15 protein-coding genes are annotated in these 14,784 nt (G+C 64.3%); 10 read left to right on the top strand and 5 right to left on the bottom strand.

The window, feature by feature from the left end:
• The first annotated feature begins 32 nt into the window (after window positions 1-32).
• The 8 genes from E8M84_RS12840 to E8M84_RS12805 all read left to right on the top strand — a co-directional run bounded on the left by E8M84_RS12840 (window position 33) and on the right by E8M84_RS12805 (window position 6,220).
• A complete protein-coding gene (locus tag E8M84_RS12840; protein ID WP_137111566.1) occupies window positions 33-740 on the top strand; it encodes a DUF2062 domain-containing protein in 708 nt (235 codons plus the stop codon).
• 41 nt (window positions 741-781) lie between these two features.
• Window positions 782-1,537, top strand: coding sequence for a pyridoxine 5'-phosphate synthase (locus E8M84_RS12835; protein WP_137111856.1), 756 nt, complete (start codon window positions 782-784; stop codon window positions 1,535-1,537).
• 426 nt (window positions 1,538-1,963) lie between these two features.
• A complete protein-coding gene (gene acpS / locus E8M84_RS12830) occupies window positions 1,964-2,374 on the top strand; it encodes a holo-ACP synthase (RefSeq protein WP_137111565.1) in 411 nt (136 codons plus the stop codon).
• A gap of 3 nt (window positions 2,375-2,377) precedes the next feature.
• The gene (locus E8M84_RS12825) at window positions 2,378-3,091 is read left to right on the top strand and encodes a hypothetical protein (protein ID WP_137111564.1); all 714 of its coding nucleotides are present in this window, start codon (window positions 2,378-2,380) and stop codon (window positions 3,089-3,091) included.
• 52 nt (window positions 3,092-3,143) lie between these two features.
• A complete protein-coding gene (gene lepB, locus E8M84_RS12820) occupies window positions 3,144-3,944 on the top strand; it encodes a signal peptidase I (protein WP_137111563.1) in 801 nt (266 codons plus the stop codon).
• Window positions 3,945-3,996: 52 nt separating this feature from the next.
• Complete coding sequence (gene rnc, locus E8M84_RS12815; RefSeq protein ID WP_137111562.1) at window positions 3,997-4,683, top strand: ribonuclease III; 687 nt, start codon at window positions 3,997-3,999, stop codon at window positions 4,681-4,683.
• 163 nt (window positions 4,684-4,846) lie between these two features.
• A complete protein-coding gene (gene era, locus E8M84_RS12810) occupies window positions 4,847-5,758 on the top strand; it encodes a GTPase Era (RefSeq protein ID WP_137111561.1) in 912 nt (303 codons plus the stop codon).
• Window positions 5,759-5,884: 126 nt separating this feature from the next.
• Complete coding sequence (locus tag E8M84_RS12805) at window positions 5,885-6,220, top strand: DUF1491 family protein (protein ID WP_137111560.1); 336 nt, start codon at window positions 5,885-5,887, stop codon at window positions 6,218-6,220.
• On the opposite strand, the gene E8M84_RS12800 is transcribed toward E8M84_RS12805, so the two are convergent.
• Window positions 6,209-6,817 carry a Pr6Pr family membrane protein gene (locus E8M84_RS12800; protein ID WP_137111559.1) on the bottom strand — a complete coding sequence of 203 codons (609 nt, stop codon included), beginning with the start codon at window positions 6,815-6,817 and terminating at the stop codon, window positions 6,209-6,211. The two genes, E8M84_RS12805 and E8M84_RS12800, sit on opposite strands and share 12 nt — an antisense overlap.
• A gap of 127 nt (window positions 6,818-6,944) precedes the next feature.
• Between E8M84_RS12800 and recO the strand changes: the two genes are divergently transcribed.
• A complete protein-coding gene (gene recO, locus E8M84_RS12795) occupies window positions 6,945-7,664 on the top strand; it encodes a DNA repair protein RecO (protein WP_137111558.1) in 720 nt (239 codons plus the stop codon).
• Window positions 7,665-7,726: 62 nt separating this feature from the next.
• Window positions 7,727-8,950 (top strand): MFS transporter, encoded by a 1,224-nt coding sequence (locus tag E8M84_RS12790; protein ID WP_137111557.1) that lies wholly within the window; start codon window positions 7,727-7,729, stop codon window positions 8,948-8,950.
• 80 nt (window positions 8,951-9,030) lie between these two features.
• Here E8M84_RS12790 and E8M84_RS12785 read toward each other — a convergent pair whose 3' ends face one another.
• The 4 genes from E8M84_RS12785 to E8M84_RS12770 all read right to left on the bottom strand — a co-directional run bounded on the left by E8M84_RS12785 (window position 9,031) and on the right by E8M84_RS12770 (window position 14,668).
• A complete protein-coding gene (locus tag E8M84_RS12785) occupies window positions 9,031-10,044 on the bottom strand; it encodes an aldehyde reductase (protein WP_137111556.1) in 1,014 nt (337 codons plus the stop codon).
• A 101-nt stretch (window positions 10,045-10,145) separates the two neighbouring features.
• On the bottom strand, window positions 10,146-12,296 hold the full coding sequence (locus E8M84_RS12780) for a hypothetical protein (RefSeq protein ID WP_137111555.1): 2,151 nt from the start codon (window positions 12,294-12,296) through the stop codon (window positions 10,146-10,148).
• 65 nt (window positions 12,297-12,361) lie between these two features.
• A complete protein-coding gene (locus tag E8M84_RS12775; protein WP_137111855.1) occupies window positions 12,362-14,026 on the bottom strand; it encodes an acyl-CoA dehydrogenase family protein in 1,665 nt (554 codons plus the stop codon).
• A 114-nt stretch (window positions 14,027-14,140) separates the two neighbouring features.
• A complete protein-coding gene (locus E8M84_RS12770) occupies window positions 14,141-14,668 on the bottom strand; it encodes a DUF3859 domain-containing protein (RefSeq protein ID WP_137111554.1) in 528 nt (175 codons plus the stop codon).
• Window positions 14,669-14,784 lie beyond the last annotated feature (116 nt).

The following is a 14,784-nucleotide window of genomic DNA, read 5'->3' as shown; positions in this document are numbered from 1 at the left end:
AGAACGGGCTTAGAGGCGAAAAGGCGGAGAAGTTGGTTTTCAAGCGCAGGGATCCGGTCGGTTGGGGCGCGTGGCTGCGCGAGCAGGTCTACCCAAAATCGGGATTCAAGCGGGCGACCCGCTATGTCGTCTACCGGATGCGCCGCTTGCCGGATCAGCCGCACCGGGTAGCGCGCGGGGTCTTTGCCGGGTTCTTCATCGGCTTCCTGCCCTTGCCGGGCCTGCAGTTCCTGGCGGCCTGGGGGATGGCGCGGCTGATGCGAGGCAATGTGCTGGCGGCGCTGCTGGGCACGTTCAACACCAACCCGCTGACGACGCCGCCGTTCACGGTCTTTGCGGTCTGGCTGGGGCACTGGATGCTTGGCATCGAGGCGCCCTTGAACGCCAAATACATCCTTGGCGCGCTGGAAAACGCCCTACATGACCTGTGGTTCAACTTCATGGCCCTGTTCGGGCCGGAAAAGGCGCAGTGGGACGGGCTGATCCAGTTCTGGAACGAGATCTACCTGCCATGGTTCATTGGTGCGCTGGGCCCGGCCATCGTCATCAGCGCCATCGCCTATTACCTGACGATCCCGTTGGTCGAGGCCTACCAGAAGGCCCGCGCGGCCACGGCGCATGAGCGGGCCGAGCGGCGTGGCAAGATGCGGGCCAAGCTGGCCGAAGCGGCGGCAAGGCTGAAGCGGCGCAACGAGAAGGGCGGCGACGAAGCCGATGACGACACGCCGGGAACGCCCTAGACTGTGCCCGGAAACAGGAAGAGGCTGGGATGACGATGCCAATGCGTGAAGTCGGCAAGCTGCGTCTGGGGGTCAATATCGACCATGTCGCGACCGTGCGGAACGCGCGCGGCAGCGCCTGGCCCGACCCTTTGCGCGCGGCGCTGCTGGCGGAAACGGCCGGGGCGGACGGGATCACCGCGCATCTGCGCGAGGACCGGCGCCACATCCGCGACGCGGATATCGACGCGCTGATGGCGGCCCTGACGGTGCCCTTGAACTTTGAATGTGCTGCGACGTCGGAAATGCAGGCCATCGTCCTGCGTCACAAGCCGCATGCCGTCTGCCTGGTGCCGGAAAAGCGCGAGGAGCGGACGACCGAGGGAGGCCTCGACGTCGCCAGCGACCAGAACCGGCTGACCGATTATATCACTCCGCTGCGTGAGGCGGGCTGCCGCGTCAGCATGTTCATCAGCCACGACCCCCGGCAGATCGAGGCCAGCGCCCGGATCGGCGCGGCGGTGGTCGAACTGCACACCGGGCTGTATTCCGACCTGCTGGCTGACGGCGAAACGGCGCTGGCCGAGCGCGAGCTGGACGCCCTGCGGTCGGGGGCCGAGTTCGCCGCGAGTCTTGGGCTGGAGGTCCACGCCGGGCATGGCCTGACCTATGAGAATGTCGAGCCGATTGCGGCGATCCCGGAACTGGCCGAGCTGAACATCGGCCATTTCCTGGTGGGCGAGGCGATCTTCCGGGGCCTTGGTCCTGCGATCGAGGAAATGCGCCGCCGGATGGATCTGGCGCGTGGGCTGGTTTAAGTCTTGGGCGAGATTGAAGTCAGCGTCAAAATACCAGATATCGGCTCCGCCGGATCAGCGACACCTGCTCAAGTTGCGGCAGTAGAAAAGCTACTTGGCACGAAACTGGACTTCAGACCAAGCGCTGAACAAACCCATCTACTGCTTGCGGCGAAGGGCTTCTCTTCCGCGGTAATTGACAGACTTGCCCGTGAGGGCCGGCCGCTGAGCAGACAGCACCTGGTCGTCCTCGTTGCACGCATCATGCGTGACACGGCCCTGCGTGACTATGTTGGCCAATCCGCATCTAGACGGTTCGCTCGTGGCATAGATTCCCACAGCCCACGGCTTCGTCGAAATGAGCATTCTTGGGCAGTTGCGGAAGCAGGTATCGGCAGTGGAATCTAGAGACGCGGCGCTTCCAATCGTTCAATTAGGACTGCAACGATGATCCTGGGCATCGGCACCGACCTTGCCAATATCGAGCGGATCGAGGCGGTTCTGGCGCGCCATGGCGACCGCTTCAAGGACCGCGTCTTCACCGAGATCGAGCAGAAGAAGGCCGAAAGCCGGGCCCGCGCGGTTGCGGCGACCTATGCGAAACGCTGGGCGGCGAAGGAGGCCTGCTCCAAGGCGCTGGGCACTGGTCTGCGCATGGGGATCAGCTGGAAAGACATGGCGGTGACCAATCTGCGGTCGGGCCAGCCGGTGATGCATGTGACGGGCTGGGCGGCGGAACGGCTGCACGCGATGACGCCTGCGGGTCATGAGGCGGTGATCCATGTCACCTTGACCGACGACCACCCCTGGGCGCAGGCTTTCGTGGTGATCGAAGCAAGGCCCATAGCCAAGGGATAAGCCATGACCCAGACGCAGTTTTCGCCGCGGATCGAAGCCTTGGTCGCGGGTGGGATTGCGGCGGCGGCGCTGGGCGGGGCGGCTTGGCTGGGCTGGATGATCGGCTGGCCCGGCAGCTTTGACACGAGCGATCCCGATTTCGTCAACCCGTTCTCGATCATGATCCTGGGGCTTCTGGGGGCGACGGTCTGGTTCGCGGTCAAGGCCGTGCGTCTTGAACTGCGGTACCGCGCCTTCGGCAATACAGTGCTGGACCTTGACCCGCCAGGCTATCTGCGGCCGGGCGGACCTTTCAGCGGGCGGCTGAAAGTGCAAAAGCCCGTCGCGGCGACCGGGCCGTTCCGGCTGGTGCTGACCTGTTATGACGTTCACGCCTTCGAGGATGACGGGGAGCGCAAGACCTCCAACTTCCCGGTCTGGAGCGACGAACGGTCGCTGCCGCCGGACACGGACGCCACGCAGGGACTGGCCTTCCGGTTCGGGCTTCCCGCCTCGGTCGGGCCAGAGCCGGTGCCGAGCGGCATCCTGCCGGGCGCGGGCAGCCGCTATCGCACGACCGTTCACATTCCGGGGATGCGCAAGGTGGTGGCGGGCAATATCCCCCCTGTTGGTCGGTTCTGGACGCTGGTTGCAACCGCCCCGACGCGCGGACCGGACTTTCGTGCCGAGGTGGTGGTTCCGACCGAGCGGCCGCGGGGTCACAGCCGCTTGCCTTGACTTCGCCATGCGCTTGCGCGCAAGAAGCGGCAAACAATCAAGGCAGGACAATATGGCCAAGGATACCACCGAAGGCGGCATCGTCGAGACACTCAAGACCGTCTTCTGGGCATTGGTGATTGCCATCGGGTTCCGGTCGGTGTTCTTCCAGCCGTTCTGGATTCCGTCGGAATCGATGAAGGACACGCTGTTGATCGGCGACTTCCTGTTCGTCAACAAGATGGCGTACGGCTATTCGCGCTATTCCTGCGAGATCCCCTTCACGACGATCTCCCTGTGCCCGTTCGAGGAGCGTTTCCTGGGCGGAGAGCCGGAGCGGGGCGATGTGGTGGTGTTCCGGCATCCGACGGCGGGGACGGATTACATCAAGCGGCTGATCGGCCTGCCGGGCGACCAGATCCAGATGAAGGACGGGGTCCTGTACATCAACGGCACCGCCGCGCCGCAGGTGGCGGACGGGGTGTTCGAGGAGATCTACGAGCCGCAAGGCCCGATGCGCAACCGCCCGCGCTGCGAGAACGGCGCGGTGGGCGAAGGGGGGCTCTGCACGAAGTCTCGTTTCATCGAGACGCTGCCCGAGGGGCGCCAGCACCATGTGCTGAACATCGATACCGGCGGGCCGGGGGACACGACGGATGTCTTCACGGTGCCCGAAGGGAATTACTTCGTGATGGGCGACAACCGTGACAACTCGACCGACAGCCGGTTCTCGCAGTCGGTGGGCGGGGTCGGCATGCTGCCTGCCAAGTTCCTGATCGGCCGGGCGGACCGGGTGATCTTCTCTTCGGCCGGGACCAGCCTGTTCTATGTCTGGACCTGGCGCAGCGACCGATTCTTCAAGGCGATCGAGTGAAGTGGGGCGAGTGAGGCGGGGCGAGTGAGGCCAAGCGCGTGACGGGGGGCGAGTGAGGCTGTCGGCAGACCTGTTGGCCTTTCAGGGTCGGTTGGGGCACAGGTTCGCCAAGCCCGAGCTTCTGGTGCGCGCGGTGACGCATGCGTCCATCGGCACGGCAACGCGGCCCGACAACCAGCGGCTGGAATTCCTGGGCGACCGGGTGCTGGGCCTGGTGATGGCCGAAGCGCTGCTTGGGGCGGACGAGGGTGCGCGCGAGGGGCAGCTGGCTCCACGCTTCAACGCCTTGGTGCGAAAGGAGACCTGCGCCGATGTCGCGCGTGAGGTCGGCCTTGGCGATGTGCTGAAGCTGGGGCGCAGCGAGATGCTGACCGGCGGGCGGCGGAAAGAGGCGCTGCTGGGCGATGCGATGGAGGCGGTCATCGCCGCCGTCTACCAGGATGCGGGGTTCGAGGCCGCGCGCGCTTTGGTCTTGCGGCTGTGGGGCGGGCGGATCGCGGCGGTGGAGCCTGACGCGCGGGACGCGAAGACCAGCCTGCAGGAATGGGCCCAGGCGCGGGGGATGCCGCCGCCGGGGTATGAGGAGGCCGGGCGGTCGGGGCCGGATCATGCTCCGGTCTTCACGGTGCGGGTGACAATGGCCAACGGCGAGACGGCGGAGGCAACGGCGGGGTCGAAGCGGGTCGCCGAACAGGCCGCAGCGCGGGCGTTGTTGGAGCGGGTGGAGCGGGAGGCTTGACGGAGACGCTCGTCGAGCGCCTGCGTCGCACACATTGCTGTGCGTTGTCGTCCGACGAGTGCACGAAGTGCTCGAGGAGGTTTCCAGAGGCTACCCGATTGCGAACTGGTCTTCTGCGCCCGTTTCGCCTATGGGATCGGCCTAACGAAAGGGTTGCCACCACATGACCACACGCGCGGGCTTTGTTGCCCTGATCGGAGAGCCGAACGCCGGCAAGTCCACGCTTCTGAACCGGATGGTCGGGGCGAAGGTCAGCATCGTCACGCACAAGGTGCAGACGACGCGGGCGCGGATTCGCGGGATCGCGATGGCGGGCGAGGCGCAGATCGTCTTTGTGGACACTCCCGGCATCTTCCGGCCCCGGCGGCGGCTGGACCGGTCGATGGTCAAGGCGGCCTGGGGTGGGGCGTCGGATGCCGATGTGATCGTCCTGCTGATCGAGGCGCATCGCGGACTGACCGAGGGCGCGAAGGCGATCATCGAGCGGCTGCGCGACGAGATGCCGAAGGGCAAGCCGGTGGCGCTGGCGATCAACAAGATCGACCGGGTGAAGGCGGAAACCCTGCTGGCTCTGGCCGAGGAAGCGAACACCGCGTTTCCCTTTGCCAAGACCTTCATGATCAGCGCCGAGCGGGGCTATGGGGTCGAGGACCTGAAGGACTGGCTTGGCGCGAACCTGCCGGAGGGTCCGTGGTATTATCCCGAGGACCAGATCGCCGACCTGCCGATGCGGATGATCGCGGCCGAGATGACCCGCGAGAAGCTGACGCTGCGCCTACATGAAGAGCTGCCCTACCAGCTGACGGTCGAGACCGAGAAGTGGGAAGACAAGCCCGACGGGACGACGCGGATCGACCAGGTGGTCTATGTCGCGCGGGACGGGCACAAGGGGATCGTTCTGGGCAACCGGGGCGAGACGATCAAGGCCATCGGCCAGGCGGCGCGGGCCGAGATTTCCGAGTTCCTGGGGCGGACGGTGCACCTTTTCCTGCAGGTCAAGGTGCGGCCGAACTGGCTGGAAGAGGCCGAGCGCTATTCGGAGATGGGGCTGGACTTCAAGGACGGCGATGCCTGAGGGGGCCAAAAGTCTTGGAAGACTTTTGCAAATTCCTTCAAAGGAATTTTGGCCTGGTTCTGAAACGTTGCGTTCGTGGAGGCGGTGGAGCCTCCGGCGGGAGTATTTGGGACATGGGCAAGCCGCATGAGTGCCAGGTTGGCCAGCGGCATCTGGGTCTCGGCCTATCTGACCCGGCTGCGGCTGGCGGATATACCGGCCTATGTGACGGCGAAGGGTGATGCCGAAGCGGGCGCGGTGGTGGTGAAGGTGGCGCTTCTGGACGGGACGGCGCGGGCCTTTGAGCGGCGGTCGGACCTGATGACCGGAGCGCGGGCCTGGTTCCTGCTGGCCGAGGGGGAGGAGCGCGACGTCGATGCCTTGGTATCGCGGACCAGCGCGCGGGACCCGGACCTCTGGGTGATCGAGTTGGAGGATCGGGCGGGCCGGACGCTGCTGGAAGAAGACGGGCTAGCGGACTGAGGCACGGGCCAGCGCGATCAGGCCGAGGCCCAGGGCGGCGAAGGCTGCGACCATTCCGGCGGTGTTGAGGGCAACCTGGGGCCAGCCGAGACTGTCCGCATCGAGGAACGGATAGGGCCAGAAGCCGGTCAGGGCGCCACGGATCAGCGCATAGATGGCGTAGACTGCGGGCCAGATCAGCCAGGCGGGAAGGTCGCCTGCGGTGACCCGGCGATCCCCGTGCCCAAGCCACCAGAGAAGCGTCAGAACCGGCGTGGCGGTGTGAAGCGCCTGATCGGTCCACCAGGCCAGCCCCTCGGGCGCCCAGAGCCGGGCGAGGAGCGCGTGATAGACCAGGCCCACCATCAGGATCGACAGGAGGAGGCCGCCCTGCAGTCGTGCCGACAGGTGCATCCCGAGGGCGACGGCACCCATCAGAACGGCGACGCCACCGTTCGTCAGGATGGTGAAGTATCCGGCAAGCCACCACAGGGCGGGCGTGTCGAGTGGTCGGCCCGGTGCATCGGCAGCGAGGCGAATCTGCAGGGCGACGGCTGCCCCTGCGGTTAGGGCAGCGGCGGCAGCAAGGGTGCGGGACCGTGCAGTGCTTTGAGACATGGGGGAAGGATAGGCGGCGAGGACGAGGGTTCAATGGGGCTTCACCGGGCCGGGTCGCCACGGGCATGGTGCCAGGCACAGCTGCCCGGCCTTGCGTGGCCTCTGCCCGCATCGGATAGTCGCGCGCATGGATTGGCGCGACGAAGGCATCCTTCTGTCCATGCGGCCGCATGGGGAAAGCTCGGCGATCATCGAGGTGATGACGGCGGAGCATGGCCGTCACATTGGCGTGGTGCGGGGCGGGGCCTCGCGCCGGATGGCGGCGATGTTGCAGCCGGGATCGGGGCTGGTGCTGGACTGGCGGGCGCGGCTGGACGACCACATCGGCAGTTTCACGGTGGAACCCTTGAAAAGCCGGGCGCATCTCTTGGCGGACCGGCTGGCGCTGGCGGGGCTGATGGCGGTCTGTGCCCTGCTGCACGAGGCGCTGCCGGAGCGGGAGCCGCATCCGGAGCTGTGGCGGCGGACGCTGGGGCTGGTGGATGTGCTGGGGCAGGAGGGCTGGACCTCGGATTACGTCCGGTGGGAGCTGTGCCTTCTGGAGGAGATCGGCTTCGGCCTTGACCTGTCGGTCTGCGCGGTGACGGGGGCGGTGGAAGGGCTGGCCTATGTCAGCCCGAAATCGGGGCGCGCGGTGACAGCGGCGGGGGCGGGGGACTGGGCGGACCGGCTGCTGCCAATGCCTGCGGGCCTTGGCGGCCTGGGCCTGTTGGGACCGGATGCGGTGCTGGCGGGATTGCGGCTGACCGGGTTCTTCCTGGACCGGGAACTGCGGCCCGTCCTGCACGAGCGGCCACTGCCCGAGGCGCGGTCCCGGCTGGTCGACCTCTTGTCGCGACGGGCCTGAAACGACGGAAAGTGTCGTGTCCGTGACAGACGGAACCGGGGTCCCGCCGTCCAAGTGACGCCATGGCCTACCGTTACATTCCGCTGGCGCTGCGCCACAGCCCCACCCCCCGGATCGAGCATTTCGCGCTGTTGTCCGGGCTTGATGCCTCGATCCGCGGGATGCTGATCTCGACCATGCCGCTGGTGGTCTATGACGCGCTGGGGGATGCGCAGACGACGTCGGTTGCGTTCTTCATCTCGGGGATCGTGGCGCTGGTTTGGGGGCTGATGGTGCCCTGGGCGGCCAGGAAGATCCCGCGGCGCTGGACCTACACCGGGGGTGTGTGCCTGTACCTGATCGGCAATACGCTGGGCGCGCTGGGGACGGTCTGGTCGGTGCCGATGGCACTGATCTGCAATGCGATGGCGACGGTGACGATCTTCGTCTGCCTGAACGCCTATGTGCTGGACTATGTCGACCGGGCGAACCTGGGGCGGAGCCAGTCGACGCAGATGGTCTATGCGGCCGCGCCCTGGGCGATTGGTCCGATGGCGGGGGTCTGGCTGTATCACCAGTGGCATGCGCTGCCGTTCATCGCCTCCGGGACGTTTGCGCTGATCCTGATGGTCAGTTTCTGGGTGCTGCGGCTGGGCAACGGCAAGCAGATCACCCGGGCCAAGCGTCCGGCGGTGAACCCCTTGGGCTATCTGGGGCGGTTCTTCAGCCAGCCCCGGCTGATCGCGGGCTGGATGTTTGCGGTGATGCGGTCCTGCGGCTGGTGGGTCTATGTCGTCTACCTGCCAATCTTCTGCATCGAGGCGGGGCTGGGCGACAAGGTCGGGGGCATCGCGCTGTCGATCACCAACGCCACGCTGTTCGCGGCACCCGCGCTGAACCGGCTGGCCCGCCGCCTGTCGGTGCGCCGGTCGGTGCGCACGGCCTTCGGGGCCTGCGGGGCGCTGTTCCTGTCGGCGGGTCTTCTGGCATTTCTTCCCTGGATGACCGTGGCGCTGATCATGGCGGCCTCGGTCTTTCTGGTGATGCTGGATGTCGTGGGCGGGTTGCCGTTCCTGATGTCGGTCAAGCCCAGCGAGCGGACCGAGATGTCGGCGGTCTATTCCAGTTTCCGCGACGTGTCGTCCATCGTGACGCCCGGGATGGCCTGGCTGGTCCTGTGGGTGGCGCCGTTGCCGGGGATCTTCATTGCTGCGGGGGCGGGGCTTCTGGCCTCATGGGCGGTGGCGGGGCGGCTGCATCCGCGGCTTGGAGTCGCTCGTCCGTCGCGTGGGGGCGTTCCGGCCTAGGGGCCGCTCCTCGATGGTCTTCGACCACTCGTCGCAGGTCCACGGGCGACGAGAAGCCGAAGGCGAACGAGGAGCAGTCGTCAGGCCCAGACCTTGCCGTGTTTGACCAGCCAGTCGGCCGAGGCGAGGAGTGCCGCCTTGGGGGCGATGAATTCCATCGCCATTTCCTTGACCGCGCGGGCGTTGGACACCCGTTCCAGATGGCCAAGCTTGGGCAGGATGGATTTGATCTGCGGGTCGAACAGGGCAAGGAAACGCACGATCGCCTTCGGTGCCTCGCGCGTCGCGATGCGGCGGGTGGGGTAGGCGGCTTTCAGCGTTCGGCCCATGTCGACGAAGGCCATCGAGCCGGAGGCTGCGATGTAGCGGCGGCCTTCCGTCGCGGGCCGCTGCAGGGCGCGCAGGTGCATCTCGGCCACGTCGCGGACATCAACGATCGGCATGCCAAGCGCGGGCAGCATCGGGTCCTTGCCCTTGAGGAAGCGTTCGACGAGGCCGAGGGAGGAGCCGTAGTGGTCGTCCAGCGGCGGCCCGAGGACGAGACCGGGGTTGATCGTGGTGAGCCGCAGGCCGCGGGCCTTGGCGATCTCCCATGCTGCGCGTTCGGCGAGGGTCTTCGACTTGGCATAGGGCGTGGTCGAGGGCAGGTGGGTGTCGCACCAGTCGGCCTCGTCCTGCAGGGTGTCGGGCTTCGCTTCGTTCAGGACGGCGACGGTCGAGGAGGTGAGGACCACCCGGGTCACACCAGCGGCGGCGGCGGCCTTCAGGACCCGTTCCGTGCCTTCGACCGCGGGGCGGATCAGGACGGCGGGGTCCTTCGGCTGGGCGATGGGAAAGGGCGAGGCGGTGTGGACGAGGGCAGAGATGCCGGCCATCGCCTCGGCCCAGCCGGCATCGGATTCGAGGTCGGCCTGGACAAAGGTCAGTTCGCCCGCGTGTTCGGTCAGGTAGGGAGCGAGGGCAGCGCGGACCTCATCCGTCCGGTCCAGCCGGCGGACGGTGCCGCGGACGTTGTAGCCTGCGTTCAGAAGCTTCAGCGCGACGTGCTTGGCAATGAAGCCGGAAGAGCCGGTCAGAAGGACGGTTTGGGGCATGGGAAGCTCTGGTCTTTACACTGTCAACTTTGGGCTATATGGCCCAGTTTGACCGCGCGACAAGACCAAAGCAAGCGGTCAAACCAGAAGGCGCCGGGCGATCATCCCTCCGACTTGTCAGCTCCGAGGGCCTTGGCCAGCTCGATCTCTGCCTGGCCGAGCTTAGCCTTGATGGTGCCCATCTCGACCTTGTCGGCGGCAAGGAAGAGGGTGGCGAGGTTGACGGCTTCGCCCGGAGTTTTGGCGAGAATGTCGCGGAGTTCCTGCGGGGTGCGACTTTGCGAAAGGAGCTGCAGCGCATCCGCCCGGGAGTCGTGGAAGCTGGCGAGGCGGACATTGTAACGGTAGAGCCCGCCGAGCGTGGCGAGGAGGAAGAGCAAGAGGATGCCGGGGGGAACCTGTGCTGCAAGCGTCTCCCACCAGGATTTCTGTCCTTGGACCTGCTCCGACTGCCACGCCGTTATGCAGGCCGCGGTAAGGTCGAGGGATGGTGGCAATCCTCTACAGACGTCAAGAAAACCCCTAAGCTCTAACAGTTTTCGTTCTCGCAGATATTGCAAAGGATTCAACACAACAGCTCGAAGTTGATCGCTTGTACGACTTTCAATTGTGTTAAGGCCTACGCGCTCTGACTCTAAAAAGCTGAGCCTACTATAGATCTCTGAAATGGGACCTCGATCCCGAACAATTTCTGGAATTCCATTGGCAAAGAACTGTCTTACAGCACTCTGACTTTCGTCGTCTGATCCTACCGGTAACTTACTAGCATTTATTGAAAGACTGTTTGTCGGAGTAAGAGCCGCTCCGTCACTACCAAAAATAAAAATCTCACCGTTAGTTAGGATAGCGGCAGTAAGAAAAGAGTTCGTGTCAGTTGCGACAGACTCAAACCTGGAACCGTCGGCAGACAGTCTTGCAACCTGTCCGTCGCCTCCAAAGACAAAGAGGTCGTCGCCACGAGCTACTCTATTTGCGGAAATGAGGGAGACTTCGATCGGAACAGCCACAAACTGCGAACTCTTAGAAGAAATTCGAAAAGCAATTCCGCCCTCATTCCCTTCTCCAAATACCCAAAGCGCCGTGCCATGGATCAAAGCGTTTCCCAAGGTACTGTCAGTTCCAGTTGGAATTATCTTGAGTTCGTCGCTGTCTGCATTCAGCTTAAGCACCAAGCCGCGATCGCCAAAAACAAAGAGATGCTTGTCGTAGCTGATTGCCTCTGACAGAGAGTATCCTGCGACTGTCGCGATCATCTCGAATTCTGTCTGGTCGCCCGCGAGACGATACACCGAACCACCATAGCTGAGTACATAGAGCCTTTCGCCGTGAATTGTTGGGGAAACGAGGGTATCGCCTGTACCTGTTGCGACTACTTCGAAACGATTGTCGCCAGGCTTCAACCGAAAGGCCTGACCGCCCCAACCAAATACATACAAGTCTCCTTCAAAAACTATCGGCTGCCGAAGCCCACGTCCTAAGTTTGCATCAAATTGCTCGAAGCGGGTGTTGTCAGCACTTAGCCGGGCCACGTTCCCCTCGGTATCAAATAGGAAAAGTTGATCAGAATACACAATTGAAGCGACAACCGAGTCGAGTAGGCTCGTTGGCATAATCTCAAACGAAGACTCATTCGTTCTCAATCTATGTGCGTTACCCCCGTCGTCAAAAACATAAAGCATCTCTTTGTAGATGATGGGATTCCGGAGGTACCCAGTTCCCGCAATTAATGTTCTTTTGAAGCTGTTGCTTTCCCTATCCAAGGTAAGAGCAACTGCACCCTCACCAAACACAAATAGCTGCCCACCAAAAACGATTGGTTCGGACAATAGTGCAAATGTGTCTGTCGACACGGAAAGAAACGTATCCTTTAGTAAATTTTGCAGACCCCGTGATTCTAGTCCTTCCTTCGGCTCTCCTCCAAGAATGAGTGTCCTCCTGTCGGCGTCCAGCTCCTGTTTTCGATTCTCTATTGCCTTTAAGGTGTCTTCAAGAGCTTGTTGGCGTCCATCGAACCAGCCTTGAACGAGGGGCAAGCCAAGGTAGAAGCCAAGCCCCAGAACGACGGTGGCAACAAGCATCCAAAGAAAAATTTGACCGTTGCGCCGAGCGGCTCGTGCTCTGTACCTCAAATGTAGGATCACCCCGCCTAGCGGTCCATCCTTCGCATCCCAATCCAGCTTCAGCCGGGCCGCTTCCAGCTTCCTTCGGCGCACATCTCTCGGTAGGTCGGCAAAGCGTTCGGACAATTTCATCTCCGACGTCAGTGAATACGCTCAGACTGCCGGAAAGGGGATGAAACTTCAATCGTCGCGTGGGTTCACTCCAAGAGCCGCCGCGCGATCACCGTGGCCTGAATCTCGGCGGCCCCTTCGAAGATGTTCAGGATGCGGGCGTCGCAGAGGATGCGGCTGATCCGGTATTCGAGGGCAAAGCCGTTGCCGCCGTGGATTTGCAGGGCGTTGTCGGCGGCGGCCCAGGCGACGCGGGCGCCGAGGAGTTTGGCCATCCCCGCCTCAAGGTCGCAGCGGTGGCCGTGGTCCTTTTGCCAGGCAGAGAAGTAGGTGAGCTGGCGGGCGATCATGATTTCCACGGCCATCATCGCCAGCTTGCCTGAGATGCGCGGGAAGGCGATCAGCGGCTTGCCGAACTGCTGGCGGTCCAGCGCGTATTGCATCCCGGTTTCCAGCGCGGATTGCGCGACGCCGATGGCGCGGGCCCCGGTCTGGATGCGGGCGCTTTCAAAGGTCTGCATCAGCTGCTTGAAGCCCTGGCCTTCGACCCCACCCAGAAGGTTTTCGCCTTTCACAGCGAAGCCGTCGAAGTTGACGGTGTATTCCTTCATGCCGCGGTAACCGAGGACCTCGATCTCGCCGCCCGAAAGGCCTTCGTCCACGAAGGGGGTCTCGTCAGTGCTGGGCGTCTTTTCGGCCAGGAACATCGACAGGCCGCGATAGTCCGTGGTGCCTTCGACAGACCGCGCGAGGACGGTCATCACATGGGTCCGCGCGGCGTGGGTGATCCAGGTCTTGTTGCCGGTGATCTCCCAGTCGTCACCCTTGCGGCGGGCGCGGGTGCGGAGTGAGCCGAGGTCGGAGCCGGTGTTCGGTTCGGTGAAGACCGCGGTGGGGAGGATTTCGCCAGAGGCGAGGCCGGGGAGCCACTTCTGCTTCTGCTCGTCGGTGCCGCCGCAGAGGATCAGTTCGGCGGCAATCTCGCTGCGGGTGCCAAGGGAACCCACGCCGATGTAGCCGCGCGAAAGTTCCTCGCTGACGACCACCATCGAGGCCTTGGAGAGGCCGAAGCCGCCGTATTCCTCGGGGATGGTCAGGCCGAAGACGCCCATTCCGGCGAGGTCCTGGATGACCTCCATCGGGATGAGTTCATCTTTCAGGTGCCAGTCCTGCGCCCGGGGGATGACCTTTTCGTCCGAGTAGCGACGGAACTGGTCGCGGATCATCTCCAGTTCTTCGTCCAGCCCGGTCGCGCCAAAGGTCGCGCGGCCGTGGTTGTCCTGCATGAGGGCCACCAGCACGTCGCGGGCTGCGGCGGTGTTGCCGTGGGCGATCAGCCGGGCTGCGGCGGGGCCAGGGGTCCAGGTCAGGTCAAGATCGGCCAGGCGGGCGATTTCGCCCTGGCTCATCGGCAGGCCGCCGGTGATCTGGGCGAGGTATTCTCCGAAACCGATCTGGAGGATCAGTTCCTCCATCGCGCCGAACTGGCCAGCGGTGGACAGGCGTCCGGCCCAGGCCTGCAACTGGCGCAGCGCCTCGACATAGGTGGCAAGCCAGGACAGCGCATGGGTCTGGAATTGCCGGGCTTCGAGCGCTGCGGCGTTCAGGCGGCCATCAAGCGTCACCGCGGCCTTCAGCTGGTCGCGCGCCTGGGTGAACAGCGCCTCGATCTCGGGCAGGGCGGCGGCGGTCAGGGCCGGGAGGTCGGCAAGAACGGGGCTGTCGGCCATGGCTTGTCCATCATGCGGCATCGGGGGCTCCAGGGCGAGATTCTGCACCTGCGAAGACCTAGCGCCTTTGCAGGTGCAGAGCAACAAGATTTCAATCGTATTGCCAAATGGGACCGAAAATGTCGCAGGCGATTTTCAGGACAGGAGGTTGCAGTCCGAAGTCACCCCCGGCAACTGGTCACCCGGCAGGACGTCGAATTCGACCGAGTAAAGCTGGGTGTCTCCCTCGTAGGCCTCCAGCCGCCAGAGGCCGGTGATCAGTTCCGAGGGGGTTTCGAACATGAAGCCCTGGATCGATGGCTCATGCGCGGCCATGTCGGAGACCCAGTATTCCGGCTGGGTCGCGCCGGGTTTCCAGGTCACGAGCCGGGCGTCGAAGATGTCGCGGTCGGGGACTGCGATGACGGCGAAGGAGATCCCGATCCGGGCGGGCACTTCCTGCTGGCGATGGGTGAATTCCGGCGTGCCGGACAGGAGATTGATGAAGCCGGATTCGGTGCCGGGCGCGGCCTGTGTGCCCTCGGACTCGATGTTGCAGTGCACGCCGAAGGCTTCGATCACGATCCCCGGTGCGGTGCTGGGCGGAGCAGGGTCCGCCAGGGCGGGTCCGGCCGACAGTGCGGCGAGAACGGCAAGGAGTGGCGTCGGAAGGTAGGGTTTCATCTGCGGCGGCCCGGATGCGATGCGCCGATAAAGCCCGGGTGCGAGGCAGAGGTCAATCGCTGGCGACGGGGCTTTCCCTTACCCCGCGCCCCTGCGACAAGGGCGGGCGGAGGATG

The organism is Rhodobacter sp. SY28-1, assembly GCF_005222785.1.
GTDB lineage: Bacteria > Pseudomonadota > Alphaproteobacteria > Rhodobacterales > Rhodobacteraceae > Tabrizicola.
Note: the sequence above shows the minus strand (reverse complement) of the source record. Positions and strands in the feature narration are given on the sequence as shown.